This is a genomic window from Clostridioides sp. ZZV15-6597 (assembly GCF_020657815.1).
Lineage (GTDB): Bacteria > Bacillota > Clostridia > Peptostreptococcales > Peptostreptococcaceae > Clostridioides.
Window position 1 is genome coordinate 1 of the sequence record NZ_JAGWCT010000052.1, and the last position, 21,064, is coordinate 21,064.

General features: G+C 29.0%; 17 protein-coding genes and 1 other annotated feature. Of the genes, 16 read left to right on the forward strand and 1 reads right to left on the reverse strand.

Annotated features, from left to right (window positions below):
- The 16 genes from dprA to KGF52_RS12510 all read left to right on the forward strand — a co-directional run.
- Positions 1-928: DNA-processing protein DprA (gene dprA, locus KGF52_RS12435; RefSeq protein ID WP_227840393.1), on the forward strand; the 928-nt coding region annotated here is incomplete at its 5' end.
- Positions 929-960: 32 nt separating this feature from the next.
- Positions 961-3,048, forward strand: a complete 2,088-nt coding sequence (gene topA, locus KGF52_RS12440) for a type I DNA topoisomerase (RefSeq protein WP_227840394.1) — start codon at positions 961-963, stop codon at positions 3,046-3,048.
- A gap of 163 nt (positions 3,049-3,211) precedes the next feature.
- Positions 3,212-3,997, forward strand: a complete 786-nt coding sequence (gene codY, locus KGF52_RS12445) for a GTP-sensing pleiotropic transcriptional regulator CodY (RefSeq protein ID WP_227827170.1) — start codon at positions 3,212-3,214, stop codon at positions 3,995-3,997.
- Positions 3,998-4,112: 115 nt separating this feature from the next.
- Entirely contained in the window at positions 4,113-5,378 is a 1,266-nt protein-coding gene (locus tag KGF52_RS12450; protein ID WP_227827171.1) for a replication-associated recombination protein A, read from the forward strand.
- A 30-nt stretch (positions 5,379-5,408) separates the two neighbouring features.
- Positions 5,409-6,179: a GNAT family N-acetyltransferase gene (locus tag KGF52_RS12455; protein ID WP_227827172.1), complete on the forward strand. Its 771-nt coding sequence runs from the start codon at positions 5,409-5,411 to the stop codon at positions 6,177-6,179.
- A 109-nt stretch (positions 6,180-6,288) separates the two neighbouring features.
- Positions 6,289-6,738 (forward strand): RrF2 family transcriptional regulator, encoded by a 450-nt coding sequence (locus tag KGF52_RS12460; protein ID WP_227827173.1) that lies wholly within the window; start codon positions 6,289-6,291, stop codon positions 6,736-6,738.
- Between the two features lie 17 nt (positions 6,739-6,755).
- Positions 6,756-7,949 (forward strand): cysteine desulfurase NifS, encoded by a 1,194-nt coding sequence (gene nifS / locus KGF52_RS12465; RefSeq protein ID WP_227827174.1) that lies wholly within the window; start codon positions 6,756-6,758, stop codon positions 7,947-7,949.
- Positions 7,950-8,004: 55 nt separating this feature from the next.
- On the forward strand, positions 8,005-8,445 hold the full coding sequence (gene nifU / locus KGF52_RS12470; RefSeq protein WP_227840395.1) for a Fe-S cluster assembly scaffold protein NifU: 441 nt from the start codon (positions 8,005-8,007) through the stop codon (positions 8,443-8,445).
- A 327-nt stretch (positions 8,446-8,772) separates the two neighbouring features.
- Positions 8,773-11,613: a cell wall-binding repeat-containing protein gene (locus KGF52_RS12475; RefSeq protein ID WP_227840396.1), complete on the forward strand. Its 2,841-nt coding sequence runs from the start codon at positions 8,773-8,775 to the stop codon at positions 11,611-11,613.
- Between the two features lie 146 nt (positions 11,614-11,759).
- Positions 11,760-12,839: a tRNA 2-thiouridine(34) synthase MnmA gene (gene mnmA, locus KGF52_RS12480; RefSeq protein ID WP_227840397.1), complete on the forward strand. Its 1,080-nt coding sequence runs from the start codon at positions 11,760-11,762 to the stop codon at positions 12,837-12,839.
- A 141-nt stretch (positions 12,840-12,980) separates the two neighbouring features.
- Positions 12,981-13,224, forward strand: a binding site (T-box leader).
- Positions 13,225-13,291: 67 nt separating this feature from the next.
- Positions 13,292-15,931: an alanine--tRNA ligase gene (gene alaS / locus KGF52_RS12485; RefSeq protein ID WP_227840398.1), complete on the forward strand. Its 2,640-nt coding sequence runs from the start codon at positions 13,292-13,294 to the stop codon at positions 15,929-15,931.
- Between the two features lie 24 nt (positions 15,932-15,955).
- Positions 15,956-16,213 (forward strand): IreB family regulatory phosphoprotein, encoded by a 258-nt coding sequence (locus KGF52_RS12490; protein ID WP_003419418.1) that lies wholly within the window; start codon positions 15,956-15,958, stop codon positions 16,211-16,213.
- 9 nt (positions 16,214-16,222) lie between these two features.
- Positions 16,223-18,394, forward strand: a complete 2,172-nt coding sequence (locus KGF52_RS12495; protein WP_227840399.1) for a hypothetical protein — start codon at positions 16,223-16,225, stop codon at positions 18,392-18,394.
- Between the two features lie 150 nt (positions 18,395-18,544).
- A complete protein-coding gene (ruvX, locus tag KGF52_RS12500; RefSeq protein ID WP_227840400.1) occupies positions 18,545-18,970 on the forward strand; it encodes a Holliday junction resolvase RuvX in 426 nt (141 codons plus the stop codon).
- Between the two features lie 83 nt (positions 18,971-19,053).
- Positions 19,054-19,341: a DUF1292 domain-containing protein gene (locus KGF52_RS12505; protein ID WP_009889069.1), complete on the forward strand. Its 288-nt coding sequence runs from the start codon at positions 19,054-19,056 to the stop codon at positions 19,339-19,341.
- Positions 19,342-19,616: 275 nt separating this feature from the next.
- On the forward strand, positions 19,617-20,075 hold the full coding sequence (locus tag KGF52_RS12510) for a Fur family transcriptional regulator (protein WP_227840401.1): 459 nt from the start codon (positions 19,617-19,619) through the stop codon (positions 20,073-20,075).
- A 120-nt stretch (positions 20,076-20,195) separates the two neighbouring features.
- Here the strand turns inward: KGF52_RS12510 and KGF52_RS12515 are convergent, their stop codons facing one another.
- A complete protein-coding gene (locus KGF52_RS12515) occupies positions 20,196-20,933 on the reverse strand; it encodes a metal-dependent hydrolase (protein WP_227827181.1) in 738 nt (245 codons plus the stop codon).
- Positions 20,934-21,064: the final 131 nt, after the last annotated feature.

The following is a 21,064-nucleotide window of genomic DNA, read 5'->3' on the forward strand; positions in this document are numbered from 1 at the left end:
ATATAGAGGTCACGCTTATTTAGAAAATATAAAAGAACTACTTTACAAAAAAACAATTAAATATATTTGCCAATATGATGAAGAATATCCTGAAAATTTGAAGAATATATACAATGCTCCAAAGTTATTATTTTACAAAGGTGACATAAGTTTAGCTAATAATAATTTTAATATAGCTATAGTAGGTTCAAGAAAGCCTACAGCTTATGGAATTAGTTGTGCAAAAACAATGAGTTGTCAATTGTCCCAATATGGAGTTAATATAGTAAGTGGATTAGCCATAGGAATAGATGCATATTCACATATAGGTTGTATGAATGGAAAATCTAAGACTATAGCAGTGCTTGGGTCAGGAGTAGACAACCCTCTTCCAAAACAAAATTTACATTTATCAAATAAAATATTAGAAAATGGGGGACTATTATTATCAGAGTATAATATTAATTCAACAGTAGCTCCATACAATTTTTCTAATAGAAATAGAATTATTAGTGGATTAAGTGATGGAGTAGTGGTTGTAGAAGCCGCAATACGAAGTGGTGCATTAATAACAGTAGAGTTTGCTCTTGAACATGGGAAAAATGTTTTTGCGGTACCTGGTAATATAAATTCTCAAATGAGTAGAGGATGTCATAAAATTATAAAAGAAGGTGCGAAATTAATTGAAAATATAGATGATATTTTGAATGAGTATAACATATTTAATATTATCGATAAAAAAATAAATCAAAAATATGATAATATAAGTTTAAATGCCAAGTCTAAGCAAATAATTGAAGCTATAAAAAGAGAAGGAAGCTTGCATATAGATAGTATTTGTGATTATACTGGTATAGAAATAAAGTATGTAAATTCAATAATCAATGAATTAGTACTAAATGAGTTAGTAGTAGAGATGAATAATAAAACGTACAGTTTAAATGTATAAATTAAGATTAGGTAGTGGGGGTGTGTGGTTTTATGGCCAAAACATTAGTCATCGTAGAATCGCCTGCAAAAGCTAAGACTATAGAAAAATTTTTAGGTAAAAGTCATTATACAGTGAAAGCATCAGTTGGTCATGTCAGAGATTTGCCTAAAAGTAAATTAGGTGTAGATATAGAAAATAATTTTGAACCTCAATATATAAACATACGAGGAAAAGGCGACGTAATAAAAGAATTAAAAAAAGAAGCTAAAAAATCTAAACAAGTGTATCTAGCAACTGACCCCGATAGAGAAGGTGAAGCTATATCATGGCATTTAGCTCATATACTAAATTTAGATGAATCTGATGATTGTAGAATTGAGTTTAATGAAATAACTAAAGATGCAATTAAAAAAGCAATTAAGCATCCTAGAAATATTGATATAAACTTAGTAGATGCACAACAAGCTAGAAGAGTATTGGATAGACTTTTAGGATATCAAATAAGCCCTATATTATGGCAAAAGGTTAGAAAAGGGCTTAGTGCAGGTAGAGTACAATCAGTAACAACAAAATTAATTTGCGATAGAGAAAAAGAGATAAAAGCGTTTATTCCAAAAGAATATTGGACAATAGATGTTGAAGCAAAGACAGCAAAAGATAAAGATATAACTTTAAAATTTTATGGCAAGAATGATGAAAAAATTGAATTAGAAAATGAAGATGCTGTTAATGAAATACTAAAAGAAATGGAAGGAAAGGATTTAAAAGTTGAAAAGATAGAATCTAAATCAAGACGTAAATCAGCTCCAAAACCATTTACAACAAGTATGCTTCAACAAGAAGGTGCAAATAAGTTGTTTTTTACTACTAAAAAAACAATGATGATAGCACAAGAACTATATGAAGGTATAGATATAGAAGGCGAAGGCACTGTTGGTCTTATATCATATATAAGAACTGACTCTAAGAGAATATCTGATGAAGCAAAAGAAAAAGCTAAGGATTATATAATAAGTGACTTAGGTGAGAATTACTATAAAAATTCTGTAGAGAAAAAAGAAAAACCAGATACTAAAAAGGTTCAAGATGCACATGAGGCAATAAGACCAACTTCCGTTGATAGAACTCCTGATAGTATAAAAGCTTCATTGAGTAAAGACCAATATAAGCTATACAATTTAATTTGGAGAAGATTTATAGCAAGTCAAATGGAGGATTCAGTATTCGATATACTAAATGTAGAATGTAAGGCTGGAGATATTGTATTTAAAGCTACTGGTTCAAAAATGAAATTTGATGGATATACTAAGGTATACAATTTTTCAGAAAGAGAAGATAAGATTCTACCAAGTATAGAAAAAGGAGATATATTAAGTATAGAAAATATATTGCCAGACCAACATTTTACACAACCACCAGCAAGATATACAGAAGCTAGTTTGGTAAAAACATTGGAAGAGCTGGGAATAGGTAGACCAAGTACGTATGCTCCAACAATAGCTACTATATTAAATAGAGAATATGTTGAAAAGCAAGGCACAAGTCTATGTCCAACAGAACTTGGAATAATAGTTACTGATATTTTAGAAAATAATTTTCATAAATTTATAGATGTAGATTTTACTGCTGATATGGAAAGCAAGCTTGATGTTATAGAAGAAGGAAATACAGATTGGAAAGAAATTGTATCTGAAGCATATGCACCACTTAAGGAAGCGATTGAAGAAGCACTTGAGAATATAGAAAAAATAAATATGGATGAAGAAACTGATGAAATCTGTGAAAACTGTGGTTCTAATATGGTTATAAAATATGGTAGATTTGGGAAGTTTATGGCTTGTAAAAACTATCCTGATTGCAAAACGACTAGACCAATTATGAATAAAATTGGTGTTAAATGTCCAAAATGTGAAGAAGGAGAAATTATCCTTAGAAAATCTAAAAGAGGGAAAGCTTTTTATGGATGTTCTAATTATCCAAACTGTGACTTTGTAGCTTGGAATAAGCCAACAGGAGAGTTTTGTGAAAAGTGTGGTTCATATATGGTTGAAAAAGTGACTAAATCTGAAACGAAAACAGTATGCTCCAATAAAGAATGCAACAAAGAGTCAAAAGAGCATAATGACGGAAAAGAGTGAAAATTGAAAAAAATCACATAATTCTCTTGAAAAAGGTTCCAAACTATGATAATCTTTCAAGTGTAAACAACTAATATAAAAATAAATTTTCATTAAGAGTGAGAATAATATTAGAAAATATAAAGGTTATTAAAAGGCCTAAATTTCATGAGGAGATGATTAAATGGCAAGTGAAGTATTACAAAAAACAAGAAAAATAAATAAAACATTACAAACAAGTGGTGGAAGTAGTGTCTCTTTTGATTTACTGGCCGGAGCATTAGGAGATGTATTAAATTCTAATGTTTATGTAGTAAGTGCAAAAGGTAAAATTCTAGGGCTTCATTTAAATGACATTGAAGATAGCTCAGTTATAGAAGACGAATATACTAAGCAAAAAAAATTCTCAGAAGAATATACTCAAAACTTATTAAAAATTGATGAGACACTAGAAAACTTAAATGGTGAGAAGATATTGGAGATTTTCCCTGAAGAGCAAGGAAGATTACAAAAATATACTACTGTAGTACCAATACTAGGAAGTGGACAAAGACTTGGAACATTAGTACTTTCAAGATATTCAATGTCATTTAATGATGATGATTTAGTGATAGCTGAATACAGTGCAACTGTTGTTGGTCTTGAGATATTAAGAGCAATAGGTGAAGAATTAGAAGAAGAAATGAGAAAAAAAGCTGTAGTTCAAATGGCAATAGGCACTCTGTCCTACTCCGAGCTTGAAGCAGTTGAACATATTTTTGCTGAATTAGACGGTAAAGAAGGCTTACTTGTAGCAAGTAAAATAGCTGATAGAGTTGGTATAACTAGGTCAGTTATAGTAAATGCACTTAGAAAATTTGAAAGTGCAGGTGTGATAGAATCAAGATCATTAGGTATGAAAGGAACTCATATAAGAATACTTAATGATAAACTTACAGATGAATTAAAAAAATTAAAAAACAATCAATAATCTAAATTTTATAGATTGTGATTAGAAAAGGTATCTATTTCAAATAGATACCTTTTTTAGACGGATTATTGGGATAATAATCATTAAATACTTTTTTTAGAATAGGAGTGGGAATATGCCTTTAGCAGATAAAATAAGACCAAAAACAATGAATGATGTAATAGGTCAAAGTCATATAATTGGTAATGGAAAAATACTGTCTAAGATATTACAGACTAATTTTTTACCAAATATGATATTTTTTGGTCCACCTGGTGTTGGAAAAACTACTGTAGCAGAAATTATCGCAGAAAAAAGCAATAAAAATTTTTATAAAATAAATGCCACTAATTCATCACTAGAAGATATAAAAAAGGTAATAGCAGAACTTGGAAGTATAAATAATATAAATGGGGTTTTACTATATATAGATGAGATACAAAGTTTTAATAAAAAACAACAGCAGTCGATATTAGAATTTATGGAAAATGGTAGTATAACTTTGATTGCTAGTACTACAGAAAATCCATATCATTATGTATATAAAGCTCTTCTAAGTAGGTCGACTATATTTGAATTTAAGCCTTTAGAAAAATTAGATATAGAAAAAGGATTAAAAAGGGCAATTGAAGTTTTAAATGAAGATAGTTATATGGATATTGAATGTAATAATGATGCTATTGAGGATATAGCTATTATATCTGATGGAGATATGAGAAGAGCCTTAAATGCTTTAGAAGTAGTAGTTTATTCAACTAAACCAAATAAAGATAACATAATCTATATAGATTCAGATGTAGTAAAAAAATCTACATTTAATAAAATTATAAACTATGATAAAAATGGTGATAGTCACTATGATATTTTAAGTGCATTTCAAAAATCTATAAGGGGAAGTGACCCACAGGCATCCATACACTATTTAGCAAGACTTATAAAAGGTGGAGATTTAATAAGTATCTGTAGGAGACTTTTAGTAATAGCTAGTGAAGATATAGGTTTAGCTTATCCAAATGCAGTTGTTATTGTAAAAGCGTGTGTAGATTCAGCTATGCAACTTGGATTTCCTGAAGCAAAAATACCATTAGCAGAAGCTACTATTCTTTTAGCTACATCACCAAAATCTAATTCTGCATGTATGGCAATAATGAAAGCATTAGATGAATTAGATAGAGAATTTGTTAAAGACATACCAAATAGTATAAAAGATGCTCATTACTCTGGTTCTAAAGATATAGGTAGGGGATGTGGATATAAATATCCTCATAACTTTAAAAATCATTATGTAAAACAACAGTATTTACCAGATAGCATAAAAGATAGTATTTACTACATACCACAAGAAAACAAAACTGAGAAAAATATAAAAAAATATCTAGAGTATTTAGATAGCGATTTTTAAGTTGAATTTTATGTATCGGGGGTAGATATTATGATTATAAAACTTAACTCAAGTTATCATAGTAGAGTTATGAAATATTTAAAAAAAGAACCTGAGTACAATTTATTTATAATAGGGGATATTGAAAGATATGGATATGGAAATAACTTTTTAAATTTATGGGCAGATATAGGTTTAAATGGTGAAATCAGAGCAGTACTACTCAAATACTTTGAATTTATGATGTTTTATTCAGATGGAGAGTATGATGTTGAAGGATTTTATGAATTGCTTTGTGATACTGATTACGAAGAAATTTCTGGAAAAATAAGTGCTGTAGATGCTTTAGCAAAGCGATTAGGACTTAATAATTTAAAAATAGTTGATTTTTGTAAGCTTCAAACTAAAAAATTTTTAGTTGATAATCATTGTAATGAAAAGGTCAAGAGAATTAGACTTGGAAATCTAAAGAAAACAGTTAGGCTCTATGATTTAATAGATGAATTCCACAGTACAACTTTAGATAGTTTAAAAAATGGTTTAAGAACAGGTAGAGGATATTGTATAGAGATTAACAAAGAAGTGGTATCAATGGCAAAGAGTACATCAGAAAATAGGACTCATGCAATGATAATTGGCGTAGGTACACATCCTAAATATAGAGCTAGAGGGCTTGCTACAAAATGTTTAATTAAACTATGTTCAGAACTTTTAAGAGAGAATAAAATGCCTTGTTTGTTTTATGATAATGAAGAAGCTGGAAAGATATATAAAAAATTAGGATTTGAAGACATTGGAAAATGGGGGATTTATTCAAAATAAAAAAATTAAAATTAATCTTGACAAAATTAGTAGGGTATAATAAAATTATGTTGAAAGTAATTCCTACTAAAACAGTATGAATTAGATTTCTATATAGAGGTGATAATGTATGAAGTTGTCTACTAAAGGTAGATATGGACTAAAGGCAATGTTTGAATTAGCATTAAATCAAGATAATGGTCCAGTGTCATTAAAATTTATTGCTAAAAAGCAAAAAATATCGGACCAGTACTTAGAACAAATATTTTCATCTTTAAAAAAATCGGGTCTAGTAAAAAGTGTAAGAGGTGCTCAAGGAGGGTATTTGCTCTCAAAAAATGCTGAGGATATAACAGTAGGAGATATACTTGTAGTATTGGAAGGTCCAGTTGCATTATCTGACTGTGTACTAGATGAAGATGTCTGTGAAAACTCAAACATGTGTGTAACAAAAATAGTTTGGGAAAAGATGAAAAAGGGTATAGAAGATGTTATAGATTCGATTACTCTTAAAGATATGATAAATGACTATAACAAAAATAAATTAGAAAATGATATAACAAATATAACTATAAAATAGATTTGGAGATGAATGTAATGGAAAAAAGAAGATTGTATATGGATTATTCTGCAACAACACCTGTTAAAAAAGAAGTATTAGATGCAATGATGCCATACCTAACTGATTATTTTGGTAACGCATCTAGTTTTCACACATTCGGAAGAGAAGCAAAAGATGCTTTAGATAAAGCAAGAGAACAAGTAGCAGCCCTTATAAATGCTGAACCTAGTGAAATATATTTTACAGCAGGTGGTTCAGAAAGTGATAACTGGACATTAGAGGGTGTAGCTTATGCTAATAAAAATAAAGGTAATCATATAATAACTTCAAAAATAGAACACCATGCGATACTTCATACATGTGAATATTTAGCAAAACATCATGGATTTGAAATAACTTATTTAGATGTTGATAGCGAAGGAAAAATTGATTTAAAACAATTAGAAGATTCAATAAAAGATACTACTATACTAATAAGTATAATGTTCGCAAATAATGAAATAGGAACTATACAACCTATTAAAGAAATATCTGAAATAGCTAAAAAACACAATATATTATTCCATACTGATGCAGTACAAGCTTCAGGTAATATTCCAGTAGATGTTAAAGAACTAGGAATAGATTTAATGAGTATGTCTTCACATAAAATATATGGACCAAAAGGTGTTGGAGCTTTATACATAAGAAAAGGTGTAAGACTTCATAACTTTGTTCATGGTGGAGCACAAGAAAAAAGCAAAAGAGCAGGTACAGAAAATATACCTGCAATAGTTGGATATGGAAAGGCAGCAGAATTAGCTAAAGCAAATATGCAAAACCATGTTGAGACTTTAACTCGTCTTAGAAATAAGTTAATAGATGGTGTTTTAGAAAGAATACCTTATACAAGAATAAATGGTAGTTTAGAAAATAGATTGCCAGGAAATGCAAACTTTGCATTCCAATTCATAGAAGGTGAAGGAATACTTTTATTATTAGATATGTTAGGAATTGCTGGTTCAAGTGGTTCTGCATGTACTTCTGGTTCATTAGACCCTTCACATGTACTTCTTGCAATAGGTTTACCACATGAAATAGCACATGGTTCATTGAGACTTACAGTTGGAGATTTTACAACAGATGATGATATAGATTATATATTAGAGAATTTACCAAAAGTTATAGAAAGACTTAGAAGTATGTCACCACTTTACGATGATGCAAAGAAGCAAGGATTAGTAAAATAGACAAAGAAGATAAGACACAAAAAGTAGGCATAAATTAATGTAGGAGGAAAAAACAATGCAATATAGTGATAAAGTTATGGAACATTTTATGAACCCAAGAAATATGGGAGAAATTGAAGATGCAAGTGGTGTAGGTGAAGTTGGAAATCCTACATGTGGAGATATAATGAAGATATTTTTAGACATAGAAGGAGACATAATAAAAGATGTTAAGTTTAAAACATTTGGCTGTGGTTCAGCTATAGCAAGTTCTTCTATGGCAACTGAAATGATAAAAGGAAGAACTATAAAAGATGCATTAGACCTTACAAATAAAGCTGTTGCTGAAGCTTTAGATGGTTTACCACCAGTAAAAATGCACTGTTCAGTTTTAGCAGAACAAGCTGTAAAAGCAGCACTTATAGACTATGCTAAAAAGAATAGTATCCATATACCAGAATTAGATGGATATGTTATAGATGATGCTCATGACCATGATATTGAGGAAGAAGAATAAGATAAGGAATAATTTTCCAAAAAAAAGTTTAAAATCATTTTAAAAAAGTGTATAATGGTATAGTAAGATGAAAAATAGCCGTTTTAAAGAAAACGGCTATTTTTTATTGTACAAACTACCATTCTAGCCCGTTTTGAAAATCAATCAAATAATAAAAAAATATACACATCCATAATATTTAAACATTAAAAAATATAAAAAATCTCAACAAATCAATTGTTTACAAGGATTTCATATACAAATATACTTTTAAAAAATTTTACTTAAAAATGCTATTTTCTTTAAAAAGGCACATTTCAACTAAATACAATATTAGGGGGAACAGTTATGAAAATACCAAAGAGGATAGCAGCAATACTTACTATATCATTAGTAGTTAGCAGTGCGACAGCAGGCATGTCAAGTGCTCAAACAAACAGTGATACACTTAAAGGTTCAGGTCGATGGGAAACTGCTATACAAATAAGTAAAAAAGGATGGGATACATCTAAAAATGTAATATTAGTTAATGACAATACTATAGTAGATGCATTGACTGCAACTCCTTTTGCTGGTTCTAAAAATGCACCAATTCTTTTGACACAAAATAATAAATTAGATGATAGGACTAAAGCAGAAATAATAAGGTTAAAAGCAGAAAAAGTATATTTAATAGGTGGGACAAAAACTTTAGGTTCAGAGGTAGAGACACAATTAAAATCATTAAAAATTGATACAGAAAGAATCTCAGGAAATGATAGATATCAAACTTCTTTAGAAATAGCTAAAAAATTAGATGAGTCTCTTGGAAGAAAAGCAAGTAGTAATATTTCAGAGATAGTTGTAGTTAATGGAGAAAAAGGTCTTGCTGATGCAGTAAGTGCAGGAGCTATTGCAGCTCAAAATAAAATGCCAATAATTCTTTATAGTCCAAAAGATGGAATAAAACAATCAAGTCAATTTATAAAAGATAAAGGTATAAAGACATCTTATGTAATAGGAGGAGTGCAGTCAATTTCGGAAGTTACAAAAAATACTTTACCTAGTCCTAAGAGATTATCAGGAAATGATAGAAATGAAACTAATGCGGCTGTTATAAGTGGATTATATAGTTCAAAAGAGCTGAAAAATGCGTATATAACAAAAGATGGTATGAATAAACAAGGAGACCTTATAGATTCATTAGCAGTGGGTTCATTGGCGGCAAAAAATAATTCACCAGTAGTTTTAGTTGGAAATAAATTAAATAAAGAACAAGAAAAAGTATTAAATACTAAGAGCTTAAAAACAGTTACACAAGTTGGTGGTTCAGGCAATGAGACTGCTTTCTCTGATATAAAAAAATCACAATCTACAACAACATATGAAGTTAAAAATGTAGAAGAGTTAAAAATAGCTTTAGCTAAAGCTGATGCAAATGATGTTATAAATATTAAGCCATCAGGAACTATATCAAATGATTTATCATTGAGTACTAATAATTCAATTTCTATAAATTTAAATGGTACATATACAGGTACGATAGTAGTAACTGCTCCAAATGCAGATATAGTAAATAAAGGTACAATAAATAAAGTTTTGGTTAAGGATAGTAGAGGTGGAACAATAATAAATGAAAGTGGAGCAAAAATAGAAAAAGTAGAAATACAAAATAATTCTAGCAATGTTGTAGTGAAAAACAATGGAAAAATAACAAACATAAAAAATGATGCTACAGGAACAAATATAAAAAATGAAGGAACAATAACTGACAAAGTAGAAGGTTCTCAGACTCCAAGTGTAGATGGCACTAAACCAGGTGGAAGTTCATCTGGAGGCTCTTCATCAAGTGGAGGAAGTTCAAGTGGTGGTTCATCTGTAAAATATAAACTGATAACATCAATAACAGAACTTGATAATTCAATAAAAGTACAAAATGTAGAAAATGGAACGGAATTAAGTAAATTAAACTTACCAAAAGAGTTATCAGCAACTGTGTCTGGAGTAGCTAATACAAAAGTAGGAGTAACTTGGAAAAGTACACCAGAATATGCTAGCCAAGTAGCAGGAAAGTATATATTTAGTGCAAGCTTATCAAGTGGATATAAGCTTGCAGAAGGAGTATCACTTCCAAGTATTACAGTAACAGTAGCTGAACCTGTTAAAGTGGAGACAATAAAGGTTACTGATACTGATACATTAGAAGAAGCACTTGCTTTACAAGAAGATGGTCAAGTGTGGGAAATAAGTGGACAAATAGATGTTAAAAAGCCAGTTGTTATAGATAAAAAAATAATTATAAAGGGTATTAATGATGCTGAATTGAAAAAAGTTGTAGAATTTGCTGATACTAAACCAGGCTACGAAAATATAGTAACAATAGACAAAAAAGATGGTGTAAAAATAAACAATCTAAAAGTAACAGGTTTAGATTCAGACAAATTAAACAAATCAGGAATGCATGTTTATTTATCACAAAATGTTGAATTAAACAATGTAACTTTAAATAATAATAAAGGTGCAGGTTTAATAGTAAATGGTTCATCAGTAATAGCTTCAAATCTTGTAACAAGTGGAAACGGATGGTATGGAGTCAATGTAGAATATGTAAAAGATGATGGAATTGTAAATGAAACTAATGCAAAATTAGATTTAATAGGTGACTGCGATATAAGTGAATATACTCCAATAAAAACTGATAACTATGATAAAGATAAAGTGATTGTTAATGGATATGGAGATTGTACATTATCACAAGATTCAAAAATTGCTACTTGGGGTAAAGCTTCTATTACTATAAATGAAAATAATGATATAGCTAATATAACGGAAGAAAATAAAATAGATGAGGATGGAAATGGTAGCATACCTAAGTTTGAAAGTGTAGATGGTAGAACGCCTGTAAAGATTACACTAAATAAAGGCAAAAATGATTATAATAATGTAAGAGTTAAAATAAAACCAGAAGATGATTCAGCAGACTTAGGTGGAATACAACTAATTGCTAAGGATAGCAATGGAAACTGGTTTAACATAGTAAACACAGGATGGGGACCAATGGAAGGTTTTCCATTGCAAGATGCAACAACAGAAGTTTATCTAGTTGGAAATAAAGAAGGTACTTATAAGGTTAAAATAGAACTAGTTGATGTTAGTAATTCTAATAATATAATAACAGAAACAACAGCGTCAGTAATAGTAGTTAAATAAATAGAAAATCACTCTTAAATCTTTTAAAATTACTTAATAACATTATTTTTTTTAGAAAATAGAGCAAGCTATATTTTAAATAAATACAATGCTTGCTCTATATGGTATAATAATAAGTAATGCAAAAGATGAGGTGAAATTTGTTTATGAATAAAAAAGTAATGATAGGTATGAGTGGTGGAGTAGATAGCTCTGTAGCTGCATATCTTTTAAAACAACAAGGATACGATGTCATTGGTGTTACTATGAAATTATGGCAAGACGATGACGAAGTTGAAAATGAAGGTGGTTGTTGCTCTTTATCAGCAGTTGAAGATGCTAGAAGAGTAGCAAATAAAATAGGAATACCATTTTATGTTCTAAATTTTAGAGAAGTATTTAAAGAAAAAGTAATAGATTATTTTATAGATGAATATTTAGAAGGAAAAACTCCTAATCCTTGTATAGCTTGTAACAAACATATAAAATTTGATGATTTTTATAAAAGAGCTAGACAAATAGGGTGTGATTATGTGGCTACAGGTCACTATGCAAAAATAGAAAAAGATGAAGATACAGGAAGATATTTATTAAAAAAATCTGTTACTGATAAAAAAGACCAAACTTATGCACTTTATAATCTTACACAAGAACAATTAAAACATACACTACTACCAATAGGTGATTATGAAAAGGATAGAGTAAGAGAAATTGCTAAAGGAATGGGAATGGCAGTCCACAATAAACCTGATAGTCAAGAAATTTGTTTTGTTAAAGATAATGACTATGCAAATTATGTAAAAAAACATTCTGAAAAGCGTATTGAAGAAGGTTTTTTTGTAGATACTAAAGGAAATGTACTTGGAAAACATAAAGGTATACTATACTATACAATAGGACAAAGAAAAGGTCTTGGAATTACTTTTGGAAAACCCATGTTTGTAGTAGATATAAATCCAATAAATAATACTATTGTCCTTGGAGACAATGAAGAATTATTTAAAAAAGAACTTATTGCAAAAGATGTTAACTTTATATCAATAGATAAATTAGAAGAACCATTAAGAGTTCAAGCCAAAATAAGATACTCAGCAAAACCATCGCCAGCTACTATTTATAACATAGGAGAAAATACTATTAAAATAGTATTTGATGAAGCTCAAAGGGCTATTACAAAAGGTCAATCTGTTGTAATGTACGATGGAGATATTGTCGTAGGTGGAGGAATAATAGAGAAAAGTTTATAAAAATCTCTAAGAAACTTATAAAATAAGTAATATAGTCTATAAATCTAAAATAAAGTTTATAAAATAAATTTATTGTATATGAAAATATAGTATTGATTAATTTTGTAAAATTTAGTAATATAATTATTATATTAATTAAAAACAAATACAGTGATAAGGAATAGTAAAGTATTTGATGTCTTACAGAGAGAGGGAACATGCTGAAAGCCCTTAGAATAAAATATTTGAAGCAGCCTTTTAGTAGCAATTTTGAACAATGTACCTTGAATTAAAAGGTAGATTTAAGTAGAGATTGACGGTAGTTACGTTATAGCTAAGGTTTTCCGAAGATATCATAATTTTTTATGATAATTAGGGTGGTACCGCGATTGTCCTCGCCCCTATAAATTTATTTATAGGGACGAGGTTTTTTATTTAAACGAAAAAATATAATTTATTAGGAGGAACATAATATGGAAAAGATGGGACTAAACGAGATAAGAAGTAAGTTTTTAGAATTTTTTGAGTCAAAAGGTCACTATGTAGCAGACAGCTATTCTTTAGTACCTAACAATGACAAGAGTTTATTGCTTATAAACTCAGGTATGGCACCTTTAAAAAACTATTTTTCAGGTGTAGAAGTACCTCCAAGTTTAAGAATGTGCACATCTCAAAAATGTATAAGAACAGGAGATATAGAAAATGTAGGTATAACTGCAAGACATGCTACTTTCTTTGAAATGATGGGTAACTTCTCATTTGGAGATTACTTTAAAAGAGAATCAATTAAATGGGGATGGGAATTTGTCACAGAATGGCTAAGCATACCAGAAGATAAAATATGGGTAACTGTATATGAAGAAGATGATGACTCTTATGATATATGGGCAAAAGAAATGAATTTCCCAGAAGATAGAATGGTTAGACTTGGTAAAGATGATAACTTTTGGGAGATAGGTACAGGTCCTTGTGGTCCTTGTTCAGAAATATATTTTGATAGAGGAGAAGAATATGGATGTGATAATCCAGACTGTAAACCAGGCTGTGATTGTGACCGCTACCTAGAATTCTGGAACCATGTATTTACTCAGTTTGATAGAGATGAAGAAGGAAACTACAGTCTATTAGAAAGTAAAAATATAGATACAGGTATGGGTCTTGAAAGAATGGGATGTATCATGCAAGGTGTGGACACTATCTTTGAAGTAGATACTATTAAGTCTATATTAGAAGCAGTTGAAAAATTAACAGGAGTAAAATATGGAGAAAATCCAAAAAATGATATATCAATAAGAATAATAACTGACCATATAAGAGCTGTGACATTTTTAGTTAGTGATGGAGTACTTCCATCAAATGAAGGAAGAGGCTATGTTCTTAGAAGACTTCTTAGACGTGCTGCTCGTCATGGTAAACTATTAGGTGTAAAAGAATTATTCTTACAAAAACTAATAGATGAAGTTATAAAGGTAAATGATAAAGCATATCCAGTTTTAGTTGAAAAAGAAAGTTATATTAAAAAGGTTGTTGGAATAGAAGAAGAAAAATTCAATGAAACTATAGACCAAGGAACAGAAATATTGAACTCATATATAGAAGTATTAAAGAATGAAGGAAAAGCTGTTTTAAGTGGTCAAGAAGCCTTTAAACTGTATGATACTTATGGATTCCCTATAGACTTAACTAAAGAAATTTTAGAAGAAGAACATTTATCTGTAGATGAAGAGTCTTTCAATGAAGAAATGGAAAAACAAAAAGAAAGAGCTAGAAATGCTAGAGGAAATATGGATGGAGAAAGTTGGAAGGAAGACCCTCTATCAAAATTAGAGTCTACTATAGATAGTATGTTTAATGGATATAGTGAATTATATGGTGAAGGAACTATTGAAGCTATAGTTAAAGATGATGAGTTAGTTCAAAATGCAAAAGAAGGTGATAAAGTATCTATAGTACTAGACAATACCACTTTCTATCCTGAAGGTGGAGGACAAGTTGGTGATTGTGGATTAATAACTAATGAAAATTTAGTAGTGGAAGTATTAAATACTAAAAAAGGTGCTAATAATAGTATAAAACATATAGGTATAATAAAATCAGGAAAAATAAGCAATGGAGATAGAGTAAAGACATTAGTAGATAGAGACGTTAGAATGTCTGCTGCAAGAAACCATAGTGCTACACATTTACTTCATAAAGCATTAAAAGAAGTATTAGGAGAGCATGTTAATCAAGCTGGTTCTTTAGTTACTCCAGATAGATTAAGATTTGATATTACTCATTTTGAAGCTATATCAAATGAAGAATTAAAAGTGATAGAAGAAAAAGTAAATAATGTTATTTTATCATCTTTAGACATAAAATGTGATATTATGAATATAAAAGAAGCAAAAGAAAAAGGAGCTACAGCACTATTTGGTGAAAAATATGGTGATGAAGTAAGAGTAGTTTCTATGGGAGATTATTCTACAGAACTTTGTGGAGGAACTCACTTGACAAATACTTCTCAAATAGGAATGTTTAAAATCTTGTCTGAAGGTGGAGTAGCAGCAGGAGTAAGAAGAATAGAAGCAATAACAGGAAAAGCTGTTTATGAATACTTAAAAGAAAAAGAAGGAATTATATCTGAAGTTTGTGTAAATTTAAAATCTAAAGAAGATAATTTAATTCAAAGAATAAGTTCTTTATTAGAAGAAAATAAAAATTTATCTAAAGAATTACATGATATAAAGACTAAAATGAGTTTACAATCAGCCGATTCTATTTTTGATTCTAAGCTTGAAGTAAATGGAGTTAACTTAATAACTAATAAATTTGAAGGTATGGATATGGATACACTAAGAGAAACAGCAGATAATTTAAGAGATAAGCTTGGATCTGGTGTAGTAGTATTGGCAAATATAGTAGATGATAAAGTTAACTTTGTAGTTACTGCTACTAAAGATGTATTAGATAAAGGAATACATTCAGGTAATATAGTTAGAGAAGTTGCAAAAATAGCTGGAGGAAAAGGTGGAGGAAGGCCTAATATGGCACAGGCAGGAGCTAGTGACATATCTAAGGTTGACCAAGCTCTAAGCTATGCAAGTGAGGTTATTAAGACACAAGTTAAATAACATTCACTTAAGGAGGGTTTTAGTTTGGAAAAAGATTTAGACTATACTATGAAATTTGAAGGAATACCAGAAGATAGAATGAGTGTGGGAGACACAATAGATTTTGTATATAAAGCACTAGTTGAAAAAGGATATAACCCTATAAATCAAATTATAGGGTATCTCCTTTCTGGTGATTCTAGTTATATAACTAGTCATAAAAATGCAAGAGCTATAATTAAAAAATTTGAAAGAGATGAGATACTTGAAGAAGTAATCACGCACTATCTGAATAGAAAGTAGGTCAAATAAATGAGAAAAAAGATTATGTCATTGTTGGCAGTAGTTATTATGATTTTTGTATCAACTGCTAGCTACAGTTCTGCTGAAGAAAAGGGCAAAGTCATATTTATTGATATGAATAGGACCAATCTTGGAAGTATGTTGAAGGTTCCAATCTTAAAGAGTGAGCTAGAAAAAAGAGGTCATATAGCTCTTATGAATATAAGAGGGGATCAAGGTACTGATGATAGAAGGTCTTATGCTAGTATGGGTGCAGGAACAAGAGCTGATGTAACTACTGAAGACTATATCAATTTTCAAAAAGTAGACCAAGATACTGCTAAAACTTTTGAAGTTGCAACAGGTCAAAAAGCTAAAGAGATAAATAATTTAAGTATTAATAGGTCAATAAATGAAAATCTAGAGTATGGAGAATATGGAGCAAGCTTAGGTTCATTAGGAAAAACTTTATCAGAAAATGGGCTAAAAACCTCAGTAATTGGAAATGCTGATATAATTGAAAATAATCAATTGGTTAAAAATAGAAATTTATGTTTAGTTGCTATGGATCAATATGGAAGAATTGATTCTGGTAATATTGATGATATTAACAAAAAAGATTCTAAGATGCCGTTTGGAATAGCTACGGACTACGATAAGTTATTAGATGAAACTAAAAAGTCTTATAAAAATAGTGATGCTATATTTGTAGAACTTGGAGATACATATAGATTAGATATGTATAGATTGAATCTAAATGATAATACTTATGCTGCAATGAAGAAAAATATTGTAAAAAATATAGATAAATACCTTAAAGAAGTATTTTCTATGGTTGGAGAAAATGATACTGTTTATATATCAAGTGCTTTTCCAAGTGATTTAGATTATAAAAATAAGAGAAGACTTTCTCCAATAATAAAATTTAATGGAGAAGGAAAAGGTCTATTGGAGTCTGCTACGACAAGAAAAGCTGGTATTGTTGCAAACTTAGATGTTGGAGTGGACATATTAAATGAATTTGGTCTTAAAAATGATGAAATGGTAGGTAGAAGTTATTCTTTGGTTGACAGAGAAGATAATGCTAATTACCTACAATCACTTTATAAAAAGATAGTATCTATATCATCTATAAGGTCAAGTATTATAAATGGATTTGTAGGTGTAATATCTGCTTCTTGGGTAATTGCAATGTTTGCAATATTCTTTAGAAATTATATGCCACATAAAGAGCGTGTATTCAAAGTACTTAAGGAGTTTATAAAATTGGGTATAATAATGCCTCTGTCATTTATGCTGGCTCCTTTAATGAATTTTAAGACCCCAATTACAATATCTTTGGGAATATTTGTAACTACACTAGTGTTATACTTATTAGGTCGAAAGTTATTTAAAGACAATGATATAAAACATATGGGATTTTTTGCAACACTGACTATTTTAGTAATAGTTATAGATTCTGTATTTGGAACATACTTAATGCAAAATAATATAATGAGTTATGATGCTGTTATTGGTGCCAGATACTATGGTGTAGGAAATGAGTATGAAGGTGTAACCATAGCAAGTGCAGTATTTGGTTTAGCAGTTTTATTACATTACAAGAAGGTTTCTAAGCCACTTGTTGTAATATTTTCATTAATAATACTTATAACTAGTGCATATCCTTCTATGGGGGCAAATGTTGGTGGAGCGATATCAGAATGTGTAGCATATTTGTTGTTTATAATGCTTATATATGATGTTAAACTAGACATTAAAAAAATTGCATTATTAGCTATTTCAGCTGTAATTGTTGTTTGTGCATTTGCAGCTCTAGATATAATCTCTGGTAGTGAATCTCATTTAGGGATGTTTGTACAACGAATTTTCTTAAATGGACCAGGGGAGATATTACAGACATTTGGAAGAAAAATTCAAATGAATATGCAGTTAGCACAGACAAGTGTATGGGTAAATATTTTACTTGTGGGAATTGGTGTGATTGCAGTACTTATATTTAAACCATCTAGACATTTTAGAAAGATAATGAATAATTTCCCAATTTTATTCAAAGGATTCATTGCATCTATGGTTGGTTGTATAATTACTCTTTTAGTTAATGATTCTGGTATAGTTGCTGCATCTACAGCATCTATATATATACTTATACCACTTATAATAATAAGCATAAACATGATAATATTTGAAAAAAATAACTAAAAATTTTTTAATGCATATATGCTTTGAATAAAAAATTGCAATATGATTATTAATGTAAACCAAACAGCTTACATCAAAAATTCATATTGCAATTTTTGTAATTAAGAAATGTATATGTTTTATAAAATAAGGTAAATAAAAGGAGAAAATATGTTAGATGGAAGAATAATGGGTCTTGATGTTGGAGATAAAACTATTGGAGTTGCTGTAAGTGATTTAATGGGATTAACTGCACAAGGTATAAAAACGGTAAGAAGAGTTGGCAAGAAGAAGGATATTGAAGAATTAAAAGCTATAATAAAAGAAAAACAAGTAAATAAAATTGTGTCAGGATTACCAAAAAATATGAATGGTACTTTAGGACCACAAGGAGAAAAGGTAATTAAGTTTTGTGAATTATTAAAAGAAGAAACAGGAATTGATGTAGATTTTTGGGATGAGAGACTTTCTACAGTAGCAGCAGAGAGGTCTTTGTTAGAAGCAGATGTTAGCAGACAAAAAAGAAAAAAGGTTATAGATATGTTAGCAGCAGTAATAATTTTACAAGGATATTTAGATTTTAAAATAAATTCATAAAAGAACTATAAAATTGAATACTTATGATATATAATATAAATAATAAAAATAAAAATAAAAATAAATTTGAGGTGAATGACATTATGGAAGAAAATATAATAAATTTAATTGATGAAAATGGCGTAGAAAGCCAATTTGAAATAATATTAACATTAGAAGCAGAAGGAAAAGAATATGCAATATTAATGCCTTTAGATGATGAAGAGGCTGAAGAAGCTTTAATATTTAGAATTGATGAAGATGAAGAAGGAGAAATACTAATACCTTTAGAAAGTGATGAAGAGTATGAAACTGTTGTAGCTGTATATACTGCTATAATGGAAGAAGAAGGTTTAAATTACGATGAAGATGAATCAAATGGACTTAACTAGGTAAATAATTAAGTTTGTATATAAAAAATCAGGTATTTTACTGTATTTACTTTAATTAAGAATTATTAATTGTAAAAAGTATTTATAGTATATATCTGTTTTTTTATTTTTTATTAAAAAATTTATAGATTTTGGTGAATAATATATCTTTTATGGGTATATATTTATATTATGAGAAGAAATTAAATTTTTTCAAATGTCTTGACAAAAAAAGAATTATCAATTACAATATTACTTAATAAAGATTATCAATTGAAAATAGTAAGGGTGATGTTATGGCAAACACAATGGATTTATTAAAAGACAAGTTAAAAGAAACTGGTTTTAAGATTACGCCACAAAGAAGAGCAATAGTTGAGATATTGCTTCAACATGACCATTCACATTTAAGTAGTGAAGAAATCTATGATTTAGTTAGGGTTGACTGTCCTGAAATAGGTCTAGCTACTGTATACAGAACAATGCAGTTATTAGACGAAATAGGATTAATATCAAAACTAAACTTAGATGATGGGTGTATAAGATATGAGATTAGTCTACATAAAGAAGACTGTCATAATCATCATCATCTTATTTGCAAAAATTGTGGAAAGATAATGGAAGCTAAAGAAGACCTTTTAGACAATATAGAAAAAGAAATACAATCATTGTACAAATTTAAAATACTTGATCATGATGTTAAATTTTATGGATTATGTGATGAGTGTAATAAAATGAGTGATTCAGAAGAATAGTTCTTCTGTAATTTAATGTCGATGGAAGAATAGTATAGAACTTTTATATTCTATGCTATTCTTCCATTTTTTATTATAAATTTGGATATATAGTATAAAGATAAATAGCTTTAAAGCTTTTTATAATTTTAATATTGAAAATATAATTAATCCTATAAGTATGAAAATAAATGATTTTTCTATAAAATTACTAAATGGTCCTCCGACTGTTAAAAATCCTAAGGAAATCTTTTTTTCACTTAGTGGATAAAAAAGTGGTATTCCTTGTTTTGTAAATAAATCCCCTAAAAACATATGGCTTGCATAGCCAAGTGTTCCATAAAAAGATAAATTATTAATACTAGTGATTAATTCTATTTGTTTTAGTAAAAAATATATTATGATGGTTGCAAATATACTATGAGAAAAGCTTCTGTGCTTTAGCCAGGGAAAAATTGACAACATTAGACAAAAAATTATAAAATATATTTCAACTTCTACGATGTATAAGCATATAGCTAATAGTATAAATATTAATGATAGAAAGATTTTCCTCAGAAATGTATGGGTTAGTTTTGCCTCAATAATTATAATTGCAACAAATGTAATTATTGCACTTAAATAAAAATTATCATTTATATTTATTGAAATAAAGAAAATAATAATATTAATAGCGTATATAAAAATTCTATATATGTATTTGGATATATTGTTTTTTAGAATGAAATTTGAGACCATAGAATTAGATTTATCCAAATCGGGCAGTACTGCAAAAGTAGCTGAAACTAAAATATCTACTAGAGATATAGGAATTTTAAAAATTAAAGATGTCTGGATAGCTGTTAAAATTCCTATTGCACAATGAGTTTTACCACGCATAAATCCTCCTAAAATATCAGATATTAAATCATATAATATTTAGAGGATATCAAAATAAAATAGGTTTGTCAAAATAATACGTTAAATGTATTTTAAATATAGCTTAAAATATGATACGAATTATGGTACAA